Source organism: Streptomyces sp. NPDC004539 (assembly GCF_040610055.1).
In the GTDB taxonomy this organism is placed as follows: Bacteria; Actinomycetota; Actinomycetes; order Streptomycetales; family Streptomycetaceae; genus Streptomyces.
Window position 1 is genome coordinate 97,075 of the sequence record NZ_JBEXLS010000001.1, and the last position, 16,397, is coordinate 113,471.

General features: G+C 70.0%; 13 protein-coding genes and 5 tRNA genes. 9 read left to right on the forward strand and 9 right to left on the reverse strand.

The genetic code is table 11. From position 1 onward, the window contains the following. Nucleotides 1-170: 170 nt before the first annotated feature. Complete coding sequence (ndgR, locus tag ABZX85_RS00470; RefSeq protein WP_007384919.1) at nucleotides 171-887, forward strand: IclR family transcriptional regulator NdgR; 717 nt, start codon at nucleotides 171-173, stop codon at nucleotides 885-887. 122 nt (nucleotides 888-1,009) lie between these two features. On the opposite strand, the gene ABZX85_RS00475 is transcribed toward ndgR, so the two are convergent. The 9 genes from ABZX85_RS00475 to ABZX85_RS00515 all read right to left on the reverse strand — a co-directional run bounded on the left by ABZX85_RS00475 (nucleotide 1,010) and on the right by ABZX85_RS00515 (nucleotide 5,225). Further along, nucleotides 1,010-1,082, reverse strand: a tRNA-Glu gene (locus ABZX85_RS00475). 4 nt (nucleotides 1,083-1,086) lie between these two features. Further along, nucleotides 1,087-1,158, reverse strand: a tRNA-Gln gene (locus tag ABZX85_RS00480). 21 nt (nucleotides 1,159-1,179) lie between these two features. Further along, nucleotides 1,180-1,252 (reverse strand) — tRNA-Glu (locus ABZX85_RS00485). A 62-nt stretch (nucleotides 1,253-1,314) separates the two neighbouring features. Continuing rightward, nucleotides 1,315-1,387: transfer RNA gene (locus ABZX85_RS00490), tRNA-Glu, on the reverse strand. 25 nt (nucleotides 1,388-1,412) lie between these two features. Beyond that, nucleotides 1,413-1,484, reverse strand: a tRNA-Gln gene (locus ABZX85_RS00495). Between the two features lie 94 nt (nucleotides 1,485-1,578). Further along, nucleotides 1,579-2,310 (reverse strand): HAD family hydrolase, encoded by a 732-nt coding sequence (locus tag ABZX85_RS00500; protein ID WP_355861123.1) that lies wholly within the window; start codon nucleotides 2,308-2,310, stop codon nucleotides 1,579-1,581. Nucleotides 2,311-2,378: 68 nt separating this feature from the next. Further along, nucleotides 2,379-3,863, reverse strand: coding sequence for a glutamate--tRNA ligase (gene gltX, locus ABZX85_RS00505; protein ID WP_355861125.1), 1,485 nt, complete (start codon nucleotides 3,861-3,863; stop codon nucleotides 2,379-2,381). Further along, nucleotides 3,847-4,623: a fumarylacetoacetate hydrolase family protein gene (locus ABZX85_RS00510; protein WP_355861127.1), complete on the reverse strand. Its 777-nt coding sequence runs from the start codon at nucleotides 4,621-4,623 to the stop codon at nucleotides 3,847-3,849. Before ABZX85_RS00510 ends, gltX begins: the two co-directional genes overlap by 17 nt. A 434-nt stretch (nucleotides 4,624-5,057) precedes the next feature. Continuing rightward, nucleotides 5,058-5,225 carry a hypothetical protein gene (locus ABZX85_RS00515; protein ID WP_355861129.1) on the reverse strand — a complete coding sequence of 56 codons (168 nt, stop codon included), beginning with the start codon at nucleotides 5,223-5,225 and terminating at the stop codon, nucleotides 5,058-5,060. A gap of 558 nt (nucleotides 5,226-5,783) precedes the next feature. Here ABZX85_RS00515 and ABZX85_RS00520 point away from each other — a divergent pair. From ABZX85_RS00520 to ABZX85_RS00555, 8 genes are all read left to right on the forward strand, one after another. Beyond that, nucleotides 5,784-9,590, forward strand: coding sequence for a nitrate- and nitrite sensing domain-containing protein (locus ABZX85_RS00520; protein ID WP_355861131.1), 3,807 nt, complete (start codon nucleotides 5,784-5,786; stop codon nucleotides 9,588-9,590). Nucleotides 9,591-9,599: 9 nt separating this feature from the next. Beyond that, entirely contained in the window at nucleotides 9,600-10,013 is a 414-nt protein-coding gene (locus tag ABZX85_RS00525) for a roadblock/LC7 domain-containing protein (protein ID WP_003993189.1), read from the forward strand. A gap of 121 nt (nucleotides 10,014-10,134) precedes the next feature. Next, the gene (locus ABZX85_RS00530) at nucleotides 10,135-10,533 is read left to right on the forward strand and encodes a DUF742 domain-containing protein (RefSeq protein ID WP_355861133.1); all 399 of its coding nucleotides are present in this window, start codon (nucleotides 10,135-10,137) and stop codon (nucleotides 10,531-10,533) included. Next, nucleotides 10,514-11,089, forward strand: coding sequence for an ATP/GTP-binding protein (locus tag ABZX85_RS00535; RefSeq protein ID WP_010354691.1), 576 nt, complete (start codon nucleotides 10,514-10,516; stop codon nucleotides 11,087-11,089). Before ABZX85_RS00530 ends, ABZX85_RS00535 begins: the two co-directional genes overlap by 20 nt. A gap of 369 nt (nucleotides 11,090-11,458) precedes the next feature. Then, on the forward strand, nucleotides 11,459-14,710 hold the full coding sequence (locus tag ABZX85_RS00540) for a nitrate- and nitrite sensing domain-containing protein (RefSeq protein ID WP_355861135.1): 3,252 nt from the start codon (nucleotides 11,459-11,461) through the stop codon (nucleotides 14,708-14,710). A gap of 10 nt (nucleotides 14,711-14,720) precedes the next feature. Continuing rightward, entirely contained in the window at nucleotides 14,721-15,134 is a 414-nt protein-coding gene (locus tag ABZX85_RS00545; RefSeq protein ID WP_007384910.1) for a roadblock/LC7 domain-containing protein, read from the forward strand. A 99-nt stretch (nucleotides 15,135-15,233) separates the two neighbouring features. Further along, nucleotides 15,234-15,812: a DUF742 domain-containing protein gene (locus tag ABZX85_RS00550; protein WP_355861137.1), complete on the forward strand. Its 579-nt coding sequence runs from the start codon at nucleotides 15,234-15,236 to the stop codon at nucleotides 15,810-15,812. Then, nucleotides 15,793-16,374: an ATP/GTP-binding protein gene (locus ABZX85_RS00555; RefSeq protein ID WP_029183992.1), complete on the forward strand. Its 582-nt coding sequence runs from the start codon at nucleotides 15,793-15,795 to the stop codon at nucleotides 16,372-16,374. The genes ABZX85_RS00550 and ABZX85_RS00555 overlap by 20 nt, the downstream gene beginning before the upstream one ends. The last annotated feature ends 23 nt before the right edge of the window (nucleotides 16,375-16,397 follow it).

Below are 16,397 nucleotides of genomic sequence, written 5' to 3' on the forward strand. Positions count from 1 at the left end.
CGGACAGGTGGTGTCCCGGCACAACTAGAGATCTTGGAAGCGGCGCCCGCCCCTGTTCCGGGCATCCGCCACCGCGCCCGTCGGTCTGCGGGCGGCTGTACGTCCCAGGGTTGCGCGTCTCACGGGAAAATGAACTTGCGTTTCACAGAGTGAGACGGGAGTATCGTTGCATGGACAACAGTAGCGGCGTCGGCGTTCTGGACAAGGCAGCCCTTGTCCTGAGCGCCCTGGAGTCCGGACCCGCCACCCTCGCAGGACTGGTCGCGGCCACCGGACTGGCTAGACCCACGGCTCACCGGCTGGCCGTGGCCCTGGAACACCACCGTATGGTCGCCCGTGACATGCAGGGCCGGTTCATTCTCGGCCCGCGTCTCGCGGAGCTGGCGGCGGCGGCCGGCGAGGACCGCCTGCTGGCGACCGCCGGTCCCGTCCTCACGCACCTGCGGGACATCACCGGGGAGAGCGCCCAGCTCTACCGGCGCCAGGGTGACATGCGGATCTGTGTGGCCGCCGCGGAGCGGCTGTCCGGACTGCGAGACACGGTCCCCGTCGGCTCGACGCTGACGATGAAGGCCGGTTCCTCCGCGCAGATCCTCATGGCCTGGGAGGAGCCCGAGCGCCTGCACCGCGGCCTCCAGGGCGCCCGCTTCACGGCCACGGCCCTGTCCGGCGTCCGCCGCCGGGGCTGGGCCCAGTCCATCGGCGAGCGCGAGCCGGGCGTCGCCTCGGTCTCGGCGCCGGTGCGCGGCCCCTCGAACCGCGTCGTGGCCGCCGTCTCCGTCTCCGGCCCGATCGAGCGGCTGACCCGCCACCCCGGCCGTATGCACGCGCAGGCGGTGATCGACGCGGCGGCTCGCCTCTCCGAGGCGCTGCGCAGGACGGGCTGACGCCCGCGAGAAGCTCCCGCGACAAGGGCCGGCCTCAACGCCGCGGCAGGCCCTTCTCCCTTCTGACCTGCGGGAACACGAAAAAGCCACTCACCTCTGCTGAGGTGGGTGGCTTCTTTTCGTACCCCCGACCGGATTCGAACCGGCGCTACTGCCGTGAGAGGGCAGCGTGCTAGGCCGCTACACAACGGGGGCGGAGCTGGTCTACCTGGACTCGAACCAAGACTAACTGAACCAGAATCAGTCGTGCTGCCAATTACACCATAGACCAATGTTGGTTTAGACCAGTCAGTACCCCCGACCGGATTCGAACCGGCGCTACTGCCGTGAGAGGGCAGCGTGCTAGGCCGCTACACAACGGGGGCCCTAGCGATCCTGCATCGAGGTCAGCGGGAGCTACCCGAACCGTCCTCGCGGGAAGGATCTGTACCCCCGACCGGATTCGAACCGGCGCTACTGCCGTGAGAGGGCAGCGTGCTAGGCCGCTACACAACGGGGGCTTCGCAGATTTTGAGCTTCTGCAAGCTGGCCTACCTGGACTCGAACCAAGACTAACTGAACCAGAATCAGTCGTGCTGCCAATTACACCATAGGCCACTGGAACGCAAATCCCAACCGGGATCTTGTTCTAGTTGTGCTCCCCCGGGTCCCTGGGCCTCTCGGCCCGCTCCCCGGCGGCGCAGAAAGAACATTACCCGAAGGTGGACGGGGCTCCAAAACGGGTATCCGCGCCGAGCAGCGCGGGGAGTTCGGCGAGGCTCGCGATCCGGTGCCGGCCTGCCAGTTCACCGGCCTCCGCGCCGGCGTCGTAGCGGTCGATCCACACCGACAGCAGGCCCGCCTCCGCCGCGCCGCGGCCGTCGATGTCGGGGTGGTCGCCGACGTAGGCGACCTGCTCGGGCGGGAGCGCGAGGGCGTCGCAGGCCGCGAGGAAGGCGCCGGGTTCGGGCTTGGAGACGCCGAGTTCGGCCGCGCAGATGATCGACTCGAAGCGGTCGTGGACGCCGAGGACGCGGAGCTTGTGGTCCTGGACGTGGATGCTGGAGTTCGACAGGACGGAGTGCCGGTGGCTCGCCGCGAGGGCGTCCAGGACCGGCAGGACGTCCGGGAAGAGGGTCCAGGCGTTCTCGTAGTGGCCCAGGTAGCGCCCGAACCAGTCGTCGGCCTCGGCGTCGGTCAGCTCCTGGCCCGTGAACACCCGGACGCGGTCCCGGCGTTGGCCCTCGAAGGTGGTCTCGCCGGCGGAGAAGCGGGCCCATTGGAGGTCGGTGACCTCGCGCCAGCGGGCGATCGCCTGCCGGACGTCGTCGTAGTCGCTGAACAGGCCCTCGGTGACGAGGTGGTCACGCATGCCGAGGCGGTCGGCACTCGTGTAGTCGAAGAGGGTGTCGTCCACGTCCCAGACCACGGCGCGAATGTCCATGATCCGACGGTACCGGGAACGGGCCGGGGCGGCACCCCGGTTGGGTGCCGCCCCGGTGAACGGCCGTGTTACGCCGCGAGTTTGGCGAGGGCGGCGTCGATGCGGGCCAACGACGCCTCCTTGCCGAGGACTTCGAGGGACTCGAAGAGGGGGAGGCCGACCGTGCGGCCGGTGATCGCGACGCGGACCGGGGCCTGCGCCTTGCCGAGCTTGAGGCCGTGGGCCTCGCCGGCCGCGAGGACGGCCTCCTTGAGGGACTCGGGGGACGTCCAGTCGGCGGCGTCCAGCTTCTCGCGGGCCGTCGTGAGGAGGGCGTCGCTGCCGTCCTTCATCGCCTTCGTCCAGGACGCCTCGTCCGCCACCGGCTCCTTGAGGAACAGGAAGTCGACGTTGTCCGTGATCTCCGAGAGAACGCGCAGCCGGGTCTGGGCGTGCGGGGCGATCGCCTGCCACTTCGCGTCGTCGAAGTCCTCGGGGGCCCAGGGGGCGAAGGGGGCCGCGAGCCAGGGGGCGCAGCGCTCGGTGAAGTCCTTGACGTCCAGCAGGCGGATGTGGTCGCCGTTGATCGCCTCGCACTTCTTCAGGTCGAAGCGGGCCGGGTTGGGGTTGACGTCCTTGATGTCGAACGCCGCGATCAGCTCGTCCGTCGTGAAGATGTCCTGGTCGGCGGAGAGCGACCAGCCCAGCAGGGAGAGGTAGTTGAGCAGGCCCTCGGGGAGGAAGCCCTTCTCGCGGTACAGGTTGAGGGACGCCTGCGGGTCGCGCTTGCTCAGCTTCTTGTTGCCCTCGCCCATGACGTACGGGAGGTGGCCGAACTCCGGGGTGGTCTTCGCGACGCCGAGTTCGATCAGCGCCTTGTACAGGGCGATCTGGCGCGGGGTGGAGGAGAGGAGGTCCTCGCCGCGCAGGACGTGCGTGATCTCCATCAGGGCGTCGTCGACCGGGTTGACGAGCGTGTAGAGGGGGGCGCCGTTGGCGCGGACGATGCCGTAGTCCGGGACGTTCTCCGGGGTGAAGGTCAGTTCGCCGCGGACCAGGTCGGTGAACGTGATCGTCTCGTCCGGCATCCGGAAGCGGACGATCGGCTTGCGGCCCTCCGCCTCGTAGGCGGCCTTCTGCTCGGCGCTCAGGTCGCGGCAGTGGCCGTCGTAGCCGGAGGGCTTGCCGGCGGCGCGGGCGGCGTCCCTGCGGGCGTCCAGCTCCTCCGTCGAGCAGTAGCAGTGGTAGGCGTGGCCGGCGTCCTGGAGCTTCTGGGCGACGTCCTTGTAGAGGTCCATCCGCTGGGACTGGCGGTACGGGGCGTGCGGGCCGCCGATCTCCGGGCCCTCGTCCCAGTCGAAGCCGAGCCAGCGCATCGCGTCCAGGAGCTGGTTGTACGAGTCCTCGCTGTCGCGGGCCGCGTCGGTGTCCTCGATACGGAAGACGAGGGTGCCCTGGTGGTGGCGGGCGAAGGCCCAGTTGAACAGGGCGGTGCGGACCAGGCCGACATGGGGGTTGCCGGTCGGGGAGGGGCAGAAACGTACACGGACGGATGCGCTAGTCACGCTTGACAACCTTGTTGGTGAGAGTGCCGATACCTTCGATGGTGACGGCGACCTCGTCGCCGATCTCCAGGGGGCCGACCCCGGCGGGGGTGCCCGTGAGGATGACGTCGCCGGGGAGGAGTGTCATGGCCTCGGTGATGTTGACGATCAGGTCCTCGATGGGGGTGATCATCTCGCTGGTGCGGCCGAGCTGGCGCTGCTGGCCATTGACCGTGAGCTGGACGGTGAGGTCGCTCGGGTCGAGGTCCGTCTCGATCCAGGGGCCGAGGGGGCAGGAGGTGTCGAAGCCCTTGGCCCTGGCCCACTGCTTCTCGCGCTTCTGGACGTCCCTCGCGGTGACGTCGTTCGCGCAGGTGTAGCCAAGGATGACGTCCTTGACGCGGTCGCGGGGGACCTCTCGGCACATTCTGCCGATGACGACCGCGAGTTCGGCCTCGTGGTGGAGCTCGGTGGAGAACGTGGGGTACTGGATGTTGTCGCCCGGGCCGATCACCGAGGTGGAGGGCTTGAAGAAGGCGAAGGGGGTGTCCGGGACCTCGTTGCCCAGCTCCTTCGCGTGTTCGGCGTAGTTCCTGCCGAAGGCGATGACCTTGTTGGGGAGGACGGGGGGCAGGAGGCGGACTTTGCTCAGTGGAACCTTGGTTCCGGAGAGTTCGAACTCCGCGAAGGGGATGCCCTTGATGATGTCCAGGACGAGTTCGTCGTCCCTGTCTCCCTCCACCGCACCGAACGCGACGTTGCCGTCGATGGAAAACCTGGCAATACGCACGGGTTTCTCGCGCCCCTCACCTGAACCGACCGATCCTGACGCCCCAGGCTAACGCGCCACCTCTTGACCTTCCTCGCGGATTGTGGGTGGGGGGTGCGGCCGGCGGCTGGGGGGCGGCCGGAGTGTGGGTGCGGGTGGGTGGGGGTGGTGCGGGTGGCCGTAGCTGGGGGGCGGGGCTCGGCCGGTGCTCGGTCGGTGGTGCGATCGCGGTCCGGTCTGCGGAGTCGTCGAGGTGGAGCCTCCGGGCCGATGGGCGAGGCGTCGCCAGGGTGTGGGGGGCTTTGGTCGGTGGGGGTGGGGCTTCGTGGGCGTGGCGCTGGTCCGTGTCGAGTGCCGGTGGCCGTGGTCGTGGTGGGGTGTCGGAGCGGCGAGAGGGCGCCTCCTGAATCAGGAGGCGCCCTCTTGGGGTGAGTGTGGGGGGGGTGTTGTGCGTATCAGTCCAGGACCGGGATCTCGGGGGCCACGTCGAGGATCGTGCGGCGGGGGTTGGCCGTTTGGGTGGGGAGGGTGGCCGGGTAGGTCTGGGGCGCGGGGGTCAGGGGTTCGGCGTCCTTCAGGTGGGCCAGGGTGGTGCGCTGCGGGTTGGCGGTCTTGCGGGACATGGGCGGGGCTCCACTGGCTCGTGTCGGATATGCCGAATCTGTAAAGCGTCAGGCTAAACATGGCATTCCCGGGGAAGTCACGGAGGGCCACCGGAGGGGGTGTGAGTTTGCTCACGGAACGGTCGCCAAACCGGTCAATTCAGGCCCGCAAGTGAACGTAATGAAACGGACATTGACCAACTGAAGCGCTCATTCCGCTCCTGATCATGGCGACTAGGACACCTTGATCACTCGCCTACTTCGCCACACTTTGCCCACTTCCGGGCGGATCGATTTCCACAACCGGTGACATCCCGTACGCGAACTGTCACGGATGTCACAGCCCGGCCACCAAACCTTGTTGGAGATCCGGCACTGTGCTGGAATCTCCCGGACCGCCGCGGGATCGAGCCGGCGCGCAGGGGGCGCACAGAAGCGCCCAGTGGCGGTGAGACAGGGGGAGCCAGCGCCGGGTCACTCAACGACCACCCGGGGGGCGCAGTCAGGGCGCCTCTCAAGACGCCGACACCGCCTGTCCGTTCGTTCGGACGGGCGCCTGGTCCAGAGGTTGCGACGCTAGTGCAGGGACGATTCAAGAGGGACGGCAGTGCCCCGGCAGGGCCGGAGCCGCGAGGCGGGACTGGCCCAGGCACAGTCAGCTCCTCGCCGCAGCACGCCCAGAACCCGGGTCCCGCCCAGGCAGGCGACGGCAAGAGCCGCCCCGGCGCGCCCACCACCCCGGTGACCCCCACCGTCATTCCCCCGATACCCCCGGCCAAGCCCGGCAAGGGCGACACCGGCAACCGCGTCGCGCTGCGCAACTGGCGTATCTCCACACGCCTGGTGGCGCTGCTGACCCTCCCCGTGGTCGCGGCCACCACGCTCGGCGCGCTGCGTATCAACCAGTCCATGGAGGACATCCAGCAGCTCGACAACATGCGGCTGCTGACCGACATGACGAAGCAGGCGACCGAGCTCTCGATCGCCCTCCAGAACGAGCGCGACCGCTCCGCCGGCCCCCTCGCGCACGGCGGCAACGCCGGCGACGTCACCGTCAAGGGCCTGCGCACGACGACGGACCGTTCGCTGAACGCCTTCGTCGACGCCTCCGAGGAGATCGACGCAACCAGCAAGAACGGCAACCTCCAGGGCGTCCGCGACAACCTGGTCGGTCTCGTCGGCGACCTCGGCAACCTGGCGAAGCTGCGCTCCACGGCGTACGCCGCCAAGGACAACTCGATGCAGACCGTCGAGGGCTACCACCGGCTGATCACCCGCCTCGTCGACCTCTCCCAGGACATGGCCGAGGCCACCTCCAACCCGGAGATGATCCAGCGCACCCGCGCCCTGGCGGCGTTCTCCTCCGCCAAGGAGTACTCGTCGATGCAGCGCGCCGTGCTGACGGCCGCGCTCCCGGCGAACAGCACCACGTTCGGCACGCTCAGCCCCAACGACCGCAACTACGGTGAGACGGCCGTCGAGGGCGAGGACTCCGAACTCGCGATCTTCCGCTCGATCTACGGCAGCGAGGGCGCCGAGGAGCTCCTCAAGCCGATCGAGTCGGGCAACGCCACCATCGAGGACGCCGACCAGTACGCGAACCGCGCCTTCGCCTCCGACTCCGGTCTGGAGTCCCAGGACAAGCGGTCGTACCAGGACTGGCTGGACGCCTCGGGCACCAAGCTCCAGCAGATGCGCAACATCGAGTCCCAGCTCCTCGAGGACATGGAGCAGAAGGCCCGCGAGCTGCGCAACGAGACCGAGCGCGACGCGATCATCTCGGGTCTGCTGATCCTGCTGGTGCTCGGCGTCTCGCTGGTCGGCGCGTTCGTCGTCGCCCGGTCGATGATCCGCTCGCTGCGCCGCCTCCAGGAGACGGCCACGAAGGTCGCCCAGGAACGGCTGCCCGAGCTGGTCAAGCAGCTCTCCGAGTCGGACCCGCAGGACGTCGACACGTCCGTCGAGTCGGTCGGTGTGCACTCCCGGGACGAGATCGGCCAGGTGGCCGCGGCCTTCGACGACGTGCACCGCGAGGCCGTCCGCCTCGCCGCCGAGCAGGCGCTGCTGCGAGGCAACGTCAACGCGATGTTCACCAACCTCTCGCGCCGCTCCCAGGGCCTCATCCAGCGTCAGCTCTCGCTCATCTCCGAACTGGAGTCCCGCGAGGCCGACCCGGACCAGCTGTCCTCGCTGTTCAAGCTGGACCACCTCGCGACCCGTATGCGCCGGAACGGCGAAAACCTCCTGGTCCTCGCCGGTGAGGAGCCCGGCCGGCGCTGGACGCGGCCCGTCCCGCTGGTCGACGTGCTGCGTGCCGCCGCGTCCGAGGTGGAGCAGTACGAGCGCATCGAGCTGGCGTCCGTACCGACGACCGAGGTCGCCGGCCGGGTCGTCAACGACCTCGTGCACCTCCTCGCCGAGCTGCTGGAGAACGCCACGTCGTTCTCCTCCCCGCAGACCAAGGTCAAGGTCACCGGTCACGCGCTGCCCGACGGCCGCGTCCTGATCGAGATCCACGACACCGGTATCGGCCTCTCCCCCGAGGACCTCGCCGCGATCAACGAGCGGCTGGCCTCGCCGCCGACCGTGGACGTGTCGGTGTCCCGGCGCATGGGCCTCTTCGTGGTCGGCCGGCTCTCCCAGCGGCACGGCATCCGCATCCAGCTGCGGCCCTCCGACTCGGGTGGTACGACCGCGCTGGTCATGCTGCCGGTCGACGTCGCGCAGGGCGGCAAGAAGCCGCAGCCGAAGCCCGGTCAGGGCGGCGCCCCGGCCGGTGGCCCGGCTGCCGCGCAGGCCGCCGCGGGTGCGGCTGCCGCGCGCCGGCAGGGCGGGCCGGGTGCTCCCGGCGCGTTCGGCGGCGGTCCGGTCGGCGCGGGTGCGCCGGGCGGCAAGGGCGGCTTCGGTGCCGGGCCCAGTGGTCCGGGCGGTGGCGCCGGCGGTGCGTTCGGCGGGGGCGGCGCGTTCGGCGCGGGTCCCGGCGCGGGCGCAGCGCCCGGTGGCGGTGCGCTCGGCGGCGGTCCCCGGACCGCGCTGCCCGCCCGGGACGGCGGCGCTCCGCCGCGCGGTCCGCAGCAGGGCGGGCGCCCCTCGGCGCCGGCCCCGGCGGGCACCGGTTCCTTCAACGGGCTCCAGTCCGCTCCCCCGCAGGGTCAGGGCCAGGACATGTTCGGCGGCGGTTCGCGTCCGCCGCGCGGCAAGGACGCCAAGGGCGAGCAGGGGCGTGGCCGGCAGCCGCAGCTCCCGCCGCGCGGTGGTGCCCGGGCCGAGCTGCCGGGCGGCAACCCCCAGCCCCGGACGCCGAGTTGGGGCGACGACAACGCCCGTACCCCGGCACTGGACGCACCGCGCGGGCACGACGAGCCGGATGTGGCGCGCACCTCGCAGCTGCCGCGGATCGAGGGCCCGGGGTCGACCTCCCCGACCTCTGAGATACCCCGGATCGACGACGGCTTCGGGCGGCCCGGCGCGCAGAACACCGGGCAGTTCCCGGCGATCGGCGCCCCGCAGGCCAACGGCAACCGCCGTGGGGCGCAGGACGACTTCCAGGCGACCAGCCAGTTCCCCGCGATCGACGCCGGGGGCCAGTTCGGCCGTACCGAGCAGGGTCCCGGGAACGCCGACAACAGCGGGCAGTTCCAGCGGCCGGACGTGTTCGGGACCTCTCAGCAGCAGAACCCGCCGCGCCGCGCGCCGCAGGGGTACGACACGACGGGGCAGTTCCCGGCGCAGCCGCAGGGGTACGACGGTTCGGCGACCGGTCAGCACGCGCTGCCCGGGGCCCGTACGAACGGGTACGCCGCGCCGCCGCAGCGGCCCGTCGCCCGCCCCGAGCCGGAGGCGCTGCCGCCGGCCGGTCCCGGGGACGGCCGTACGCCGCTGTACGACACGCTGGAGACGAACTGGTTCCACCAGCAGGGTGGCCAGGCGCAGGGCGGGCCGGTCTCCGGTACGCCCGTGCCGGGTGCGCCGCTGTCCGGTGCGCCGGTCTCGGGTGTGCCGCAGCAGCCGCAGGGCCCGGCGTCCGTGCCGGCTCCGGCGGCCTCGTCCGCTCCCGCGGCTCCGCAGCGGCCGGCCGCCGCTCCGGCGTCATCCTCCTGGCGGACCACTCCCAACGACGACCTGGTCCGGCAGGCCGAGCGGGTGCGTCAGCCCGCGTCGGGCGGGATCACGACTTCCGGCCTGCCGCGCCGGGTGCCCCGGGCGAACCTCGTCCCGGGCACAGCACAGCAGCAACAGCACCAAGCGGGTCCGCAGGTCTCGCGCGCGCCCGACGACGTGCGTGGACGGCTGACCAACCTCCGTCGGGGCATCGCTCAGGGCCGTCAGGCCGGGAGCGGTCAGACAGACAGCTTCCCGAGCCCCACTCACCAGCAGGAGCGTTAGTTGAGTCAGATGAGCCAGGCGGCACAGAACCTGAACTGGTTGATCACCAACTTCGTGGACAACACGCCGGGCGTCTCGCACACGGTGGTGGTCTCCGCGGACGGTCTCCTGCTGGCGATGTCCGAGGGCTTCCCGCGGGACCGCGCCGACCAGTTGGCGGCGGTCGCCTCCGGGCTGACCTCGCTGACGGCGGGCGCCTCCCGGATCTTCGAGGGCGGCAGCGTCGCGCAGACCGTGGTGGAGATGGAGCGCGGGTTCCTCTTCCTCATGTCCGTCTCCGACGGCTCCTCGCTCGCCGTCCTCGCCCACCCGGAGTGCGACATCGGCCTCGTCGGCTACGAGATGGCGCTGCTCGTCGATCGCGCGGGCGCGGTGCTCACGCCGGATCTGCGGGCCGAACTGCAAGGCAGTCTGCTCCACTAGACCGCCCCGGCACCACCCACCTCACCAAATCACCGTCCGGTCGGCACAAACTCCCCACCCGGCCACCAGGGACGGCACGAGACCAAGACTTGCCGACTTGCCTGTCCCGCCCGGAGGACTCATGACCCCGCCCACCGCCCATCATGATCCGTACGCGGACCCGTACCTGGACGAGGGCGACCAGCCGCTGGTGCGTCCCTACGCCATGACCGGTGGCCGGACCCGGCCGCGCTATCAGCTCGCCATCGAGGCACTGATCAGTACGACGGCCGACCCGGCGGCGCTCATGGGGCTGCTCCCCGAGCACCAGCGGATCTGCCATCTGTGCCGCGAGGTCAAGTCGGTGGCCGAGGTGTCGGCGTTGCTGACCATGCCGCTGGGGGTGGCCCGGATTCTGGTCGCGGACCTCGCCGAGGCCGGTCTGGTGGCGATCCACCAGCCGGGCGGCGACGAGAACAACGGTGGCGCTCCGGACGTGACGCTGCTCGAAAGGGTGCTCAGTGGACTTCGCAAGCTCTGACGGGGGTCGGGCCACCACCTCCGCGAAGATCGTGGTGGCGGGCGGCTTCGGCGTGGGCAAGACCACGTTCGTGGGCGCCGTCTCCGAGATCAACCCGCTGCGTACCGAGGCCGTGATGACGTCCGCGTCGGCGGGGATCGACGATCTGACGCACACCGGGGACAAGACGACGACGACCGTCGCGATGGACTTCGGTCGTATCACGCTGGACCAGGACCTGATCCTGTACCTGTTCGGTACGCCGGGCCAGGACCGGTTCTGGTTCATGTGGGACGACCTGGTGCGCGGGGCGATCGGCGCGATCGTCCTCGTGGACACCCGGCGGCTCGCGGACTGTTTCCCGGCGGTGGACTACTTCGAGAACAGCGGGCTGCCGTTCGTCATCGCGCTCAACGGCTTCGACGGGAGCCAGCCGTACTCGCCGGACGAGGTGCGCGAGGCGCTTCAGATCGGGCCGGACACCCCGATCATCACGACCGACGCCCGGCACCGCGCGGACGCGAAGTCGGCGCTCATCACGCTGGTCGAGCACGCGTTGATGGCCCGCCTGAGGTGATGATCAAGTAGACGCTGCCGTAGGGCAGTTGCCGTAGACTCATTCGGAGCCGACTGTGGCCTTTGACACGGTCGGCTTCGGTGTTCATAACGTTTCGGCAGAGGAATCGGGTGGTACCGCCACGCGTCGCGGTCGTGCGGTACCGCTGCGCGCATGGTGGCCCCGTCTTTTGGCGGGGCTCGCTCTGTATGACCGTTTTATGAGCGCCTTACATCACACGTAATCGGCTCTTCTCACTGTTTGGAAGAGCACTGTTCGCCATGCTGGAATGCCTGAACTGCCCAATAGTCAATGACGTAACTAGCTACGAACGCAGTCGATGGCTGACTGGGCGTTGAGAGACACTGCCGCCGAGAGGTTGTTGGTCGAGTGAGGCGAAGCAAGAAAAGTCCCGAGCCTGAGGCCCGGGGCAACTTCACCCCGCCGCCGCGCGGAGCGGCGACCGCCCCCGTCCCCGGATCGGAGCCGCAGGCCGCGCCGCCGAAGAGCGGCGGCCGGCTCTCCCCCCGCAACTGGCGGGTGCCGACCAGGCTGAACGCGATCCTGCTCATACCCGTGGTGGTCGGCCTCGTGATGGGCGGCTTCCAGGTGAAGAGCTCGATCGACACCTGGCAGGAGGCCCAGGACGCGGAGAACACCGCGAAGCTGGTGCGCGCCGCGCTCACCTACAGCAACGCCCTCCTCGTCGAGCGCGACGTCACCGCCGCGCCGCTGCTCCAGGGCAAGGGCGAGAACGACCCGACCGTGGTCGCCGCCCGCAAGGCCACCGACAAGGCGTCCGACGCGTTCGACACCGCCGCGCAGGGCATGCCGAACCGGGCCAACCTGGTCCGCCGGCTGGAGGGCTTCCGCAAGGTCGAGCCCCAGCTCCAGACGATCCGCGCCGCCGCCTACACCTCCAAGCTGACCGGCGTGAAGACGGAGGAAGGGTACGTCGAGGTCGAGCACAAGCTCCTGGAGTTCTCCAACGAACTCGGGCTCGGCACCGGCAACATCACCTCCTACGGCCGCACGGTCTACGCGCTCGCACTCGGCCAGGGCGCCCTCTCCCTCCAGCGCTCGATCGGCATGCACCTGCTGATCAAGCCGGGCACCAGCCAGACGAGCCTCTCCCAGCAGCGGGTCGCCCTCACCTCGTACGCCTACCTGGAGAACATCGCGACCCAGGAGTACCAGAGCGGTGGCACCGCCGAGGACATCGCGAAGCTGACCGCCGCGCAGAAGCAGATCCAGGCCGACGCCGCGAACATGATCAGCGAGCAGAAGGCGAAGAACCCGGACTACGTCGCCCCGCCGACGGACCCGGTGCAGTTCCTCACCGCGATCGCCTCGATCCAGTCGACGGACGCCAGTGAGCGCGCCGCCCTCGCCGAGCAGGGGGTGACCGCCGAGAACTGGTGGGCCATGACGACCCTCAAGTTCGACGCGTACCGCAAGATCGAGTCGGGGCTGTCGGACACCGCGGTGAACGAGGCGTCGGACATCGCGTCGAGCGCCCAGCGTGACGCGTACATCACGGGTGCGGCGGTCGTCGTCGCGCTGCTGCTGGCGTTCATCCTGGCCTCCGCGGTCGCCCGGCAGATGTCCCGCTCGATGCGCCAGCTGCGCAACGCGGCCTTCGGGATCGCCGAGCAGCGGCTGCCGATGCTGGTCGACCAGCTCTCGCGGACCGACCCGGGCCGGGTGGACACGCGGGTCGCGCCGATCCCGATCAACACGACGGACGAGATCGGCGAGGTCGCCCGCGCCTTCGACCAGGTGCACCGCGAGGCCGTCCGGCTCGCCGCCGAGCAGGCGCTGCTGCGGGGCAACATCAACGCGATCTTCACGAACCTCTCGCGCCGCAACCAGTCGCTGATCGAGGGCCAGCTGACCCTGATCACCGACCTGGAGAACAACGAGGCCGACCCGGACCAGCTGGAGAACCTCTTCCGCCTGGACCACCTCGCGACCCGTATGCGCCGCAACGGCGAGAACCTCCTGGTCCTCGCCGGCGAGGAGCCGGGCCGCCGCTGGGACCAGCCGGTCCCGCTGGTCGACGTCCTGCGCGCCGCCTCCTCCGAGGTGGAGCAGTACGAGCGCATCGAGCTGTCGGGCGTCCCGGAGGCCGAGATCCACGGCCGTGCCGTGACCGACCTCGTGCACCTGCTGGCCGAGCTGCTGGAGAACGCCACCACGTTCTCCTCCCCGCAGACCAAGGTCCGTGTCACCGCGACCCGGCTGCCCGACGGCCGCGTGATGATCGAGATCCACGACAAGGGCATCGGCCTCACCGCCGAGGACTTCGCGGACATCAACCACAAGCTGGCCAACCCGCCGACCGTGGACGCCGCGATCTCGCAGCGCATGGGCCTGTTCGTGGTCGGCCGGCTGTCCGACCGGCACGGCATCCGCGTCCAGCTCCGTCCCTCGGGCGAGCAGGCGGGGACGACGTCGCTGGTCATGCTGCCGGACGCGATCACGCACGGTGGCGGTGGCGAACACCAGCCGGAGCAGGACCAGTTCACGGTCTCGCAGATCATGCCGGAGCAGCCGTTCGGCAAGCCCGGCGGCGAGAGCTTCGGCCAGCAGCAGCCGATGCGGACGGCGGCGGAGCTCGGCTTCGACGACACCCGCTACGAGGTGCCGGACGACATCCGCGATCTGGACCCGGTGGGCCGTTCGCTGATGCGCGAGGAGCGCAAGGCGGCGCTGGAGGCGCCGCTGCCGCACCCGGACGCGTCGTTCAACGGGCAGGGCCCGCAGACGACGCAGGAGACGCCGCTGTACGGCGATTCCTTCACGGATTCCCCGCAAGTCACCCAGCAGACTCCTCAACTGCCCTACGAATCCCCGCAGAACGGCTTCGACGGGGCCGCCACGGGCTTCGTGGACCAGTCCCAGGCTCCCCAGTCCCCCTACGGGGCGCAGGCGCCCTACGAGGGCGCACAGCAGGCGTCGTACGACGAGCAGTACTTCACTCCGCTCAACGGCGGGGGCTACCCGGAGCCGGTGGCCGAGGAGCGGGCGCCCGCGTCCCCGAACGGGTACCCGGGCTTCGAGGAGCCGTCCTACCAGGACGACTGGCCGCAGCAGGGCGACTACCGCAACGGCTACCAGGACCAGTACGCTCCCGAAGCGGAATCCACGCAGGTCGCTGACGCGGCCGAGGCGGACCGCGTAGGCTTCGACCGTCCGGGACCGGCCCCCTCCGCCGCACACTCGCTGACCGACGCCGGGCTTCCGCGCCGCGGCGGCGGCGGAGTGAACGGCACCGCGCCCGCTGCGCAGCCCGCGCAGCAGCAGGAGACGCCGGCCCCGGCAGCGGCGTCCGACAACGGCGGTGACGGTTCCTGGCGTTCGACGAACGACGAACGCTGGCAGCAGGCTTCGCAGTTGCGCAAGCCCAAGGCGGGCGGGGTCACCTCCTCCGGCCTGCCGCGGCGGGTGCCCAAGGCCAACCTGGTCGAGGGCGCCGCGGAAACCACCCCCCAGGGAGGTCCACAGATCTCCCGCGCCCCGGAGGACGTCCGAGGCAGGCTGAGCAACCTGCGTCGGGGTGTCCAGCGCGGGCGCAGTGCAGGCAGTGAAACGAACGGCCAGGGCTTCAGCCCTGACAGCACCTACAACCAGGAGCGTTAGTGTGAGCCCGATGAGCCAGGCGGCGCAGAACCTGAACTGGTTGATCACCAATTTCGTGGACAACACCCCGGGGGTGTCCCACACGGTGGTGGTCTCCGCCGACGGACTCCTTCTGGCGATGTCCGAAGGCTTCCCCCGCGACCGCGCCGACCAGCTCGCGGCCGTCGCCTCCGGTCTGACGTCCCTGACGGCGGGCGCCTCCCGGATCTTCGAGGGGGGAGCCGTGAACCAGACGGTCGTGGAGATGGAGAGGGGATTCCTCTTCATCATGTCCGTATCCGACGGTTCCTCGCTCGCCGTTCTCGCCCACCCTGAGGCGGACATCGGCCTCATCGGGTACGAAATGGCCCTTCTGGTGGACCGTGCCGGTTCGGTCCTGACGCCCGACCTTCGCGCGGAGCTCCAGGGGAGCCTGCTCAACTAGCAGACGGACGGTGCGTATTGACGTCCCGAGGCCGTAGGGTTTCGGGACGCGGCTTCACACACGGTGCTGGAGCCCGGCACAGTCGGAGGAGGAGAGAAAGTGGCAACACCCCCAGGCGGTTCCCATCCGGGCGATTGGTCGTACGGCCCCGGCCACGGCGACAACGCCCAGAACCCGAACCGCTACAACTTCCCCTCCGCGCCCAGCCAGCCACGGCAGCCGTACGCCCCGCAGGGTCCCGGCCCCTCTCCGTACGACCAGCCGGCCGCGCCGCGCATCCAGCCGGTGCAGCCGCCGCAGCGCCGCAACCCCGAGCCGTCGCCCGCCGGCTCCTCGAACAACCCCCTGGTGCGTCCGTACGCCATGACCGGCGGCCGGACGCGCCCGCGCTACCAGCTCGCCATCGAGGCGCTGGTGCACACCACCGCACAGCCGCACCAGATGCAGGGGCAGTTGCCCGAGCATCAGCGGATCTGCAACCTGTGCCGCGAGATCAAGTCGGTGGCGGAGATCTCCGCCCTGCTGACCATCCCTCTCGGCGTGGCCAGGATTCTCGTCGCCGACTTGGCGGAGGCGGGCCTGGTCGCCATCCATCAGCCCGGCGGCGACGAGAACGCCGGAGGCCAGCCAGACGTGACACTGCTCGAAAGGGTGCTCAGTGGACTTCGCAAGCTCTAGCGGCGGTCCTTCCCGCTCCACCACCTCCGCGAAAATCGTGGTGGCGGGCGGCTTCGGCGTGGGCAAGACCACGTTCGTTGGTGCTGTCTCGGAGATCAATCCGCTGCGTACCGAGGCCGTCATGACGTCCGCTTCCGCGGGCATCGACGACCTCACCCACACGGGGGACAAGACGACGACGACCGTCGCCATGGACTTCGGTCGTATCACGCTGGACCAGGACCTCATCCTGTACCTCTTCGGTACGCCGGGCCAGGACCGCTTCTGGTTCATGTGGGACGACCTCGTCCGGGGGGCGATCGGCGCGATCGTCCTCGTGGACACCCGCCGCCTCGCCGACTGCTTCCCGGCCGTCGACTACTTCGAGAACAGCGGGCTGCCGTTCGTCATCGCCCTCAACGGCTTCGACGGCAACCAGCCGTACTCCCCCGACGAGGTCCGCGAGGCCCTCCAGATCGGCCCGGACACCCCGATCATCACGACCGACGCCCGGCACCGCGCCGACGCGAAGTCGGCACTGATCACGCTCGTCGAACACGCGCTGATGGCCCGCCTGCGGTAGGCGGTCGTCGGTTCTCAAAGGGG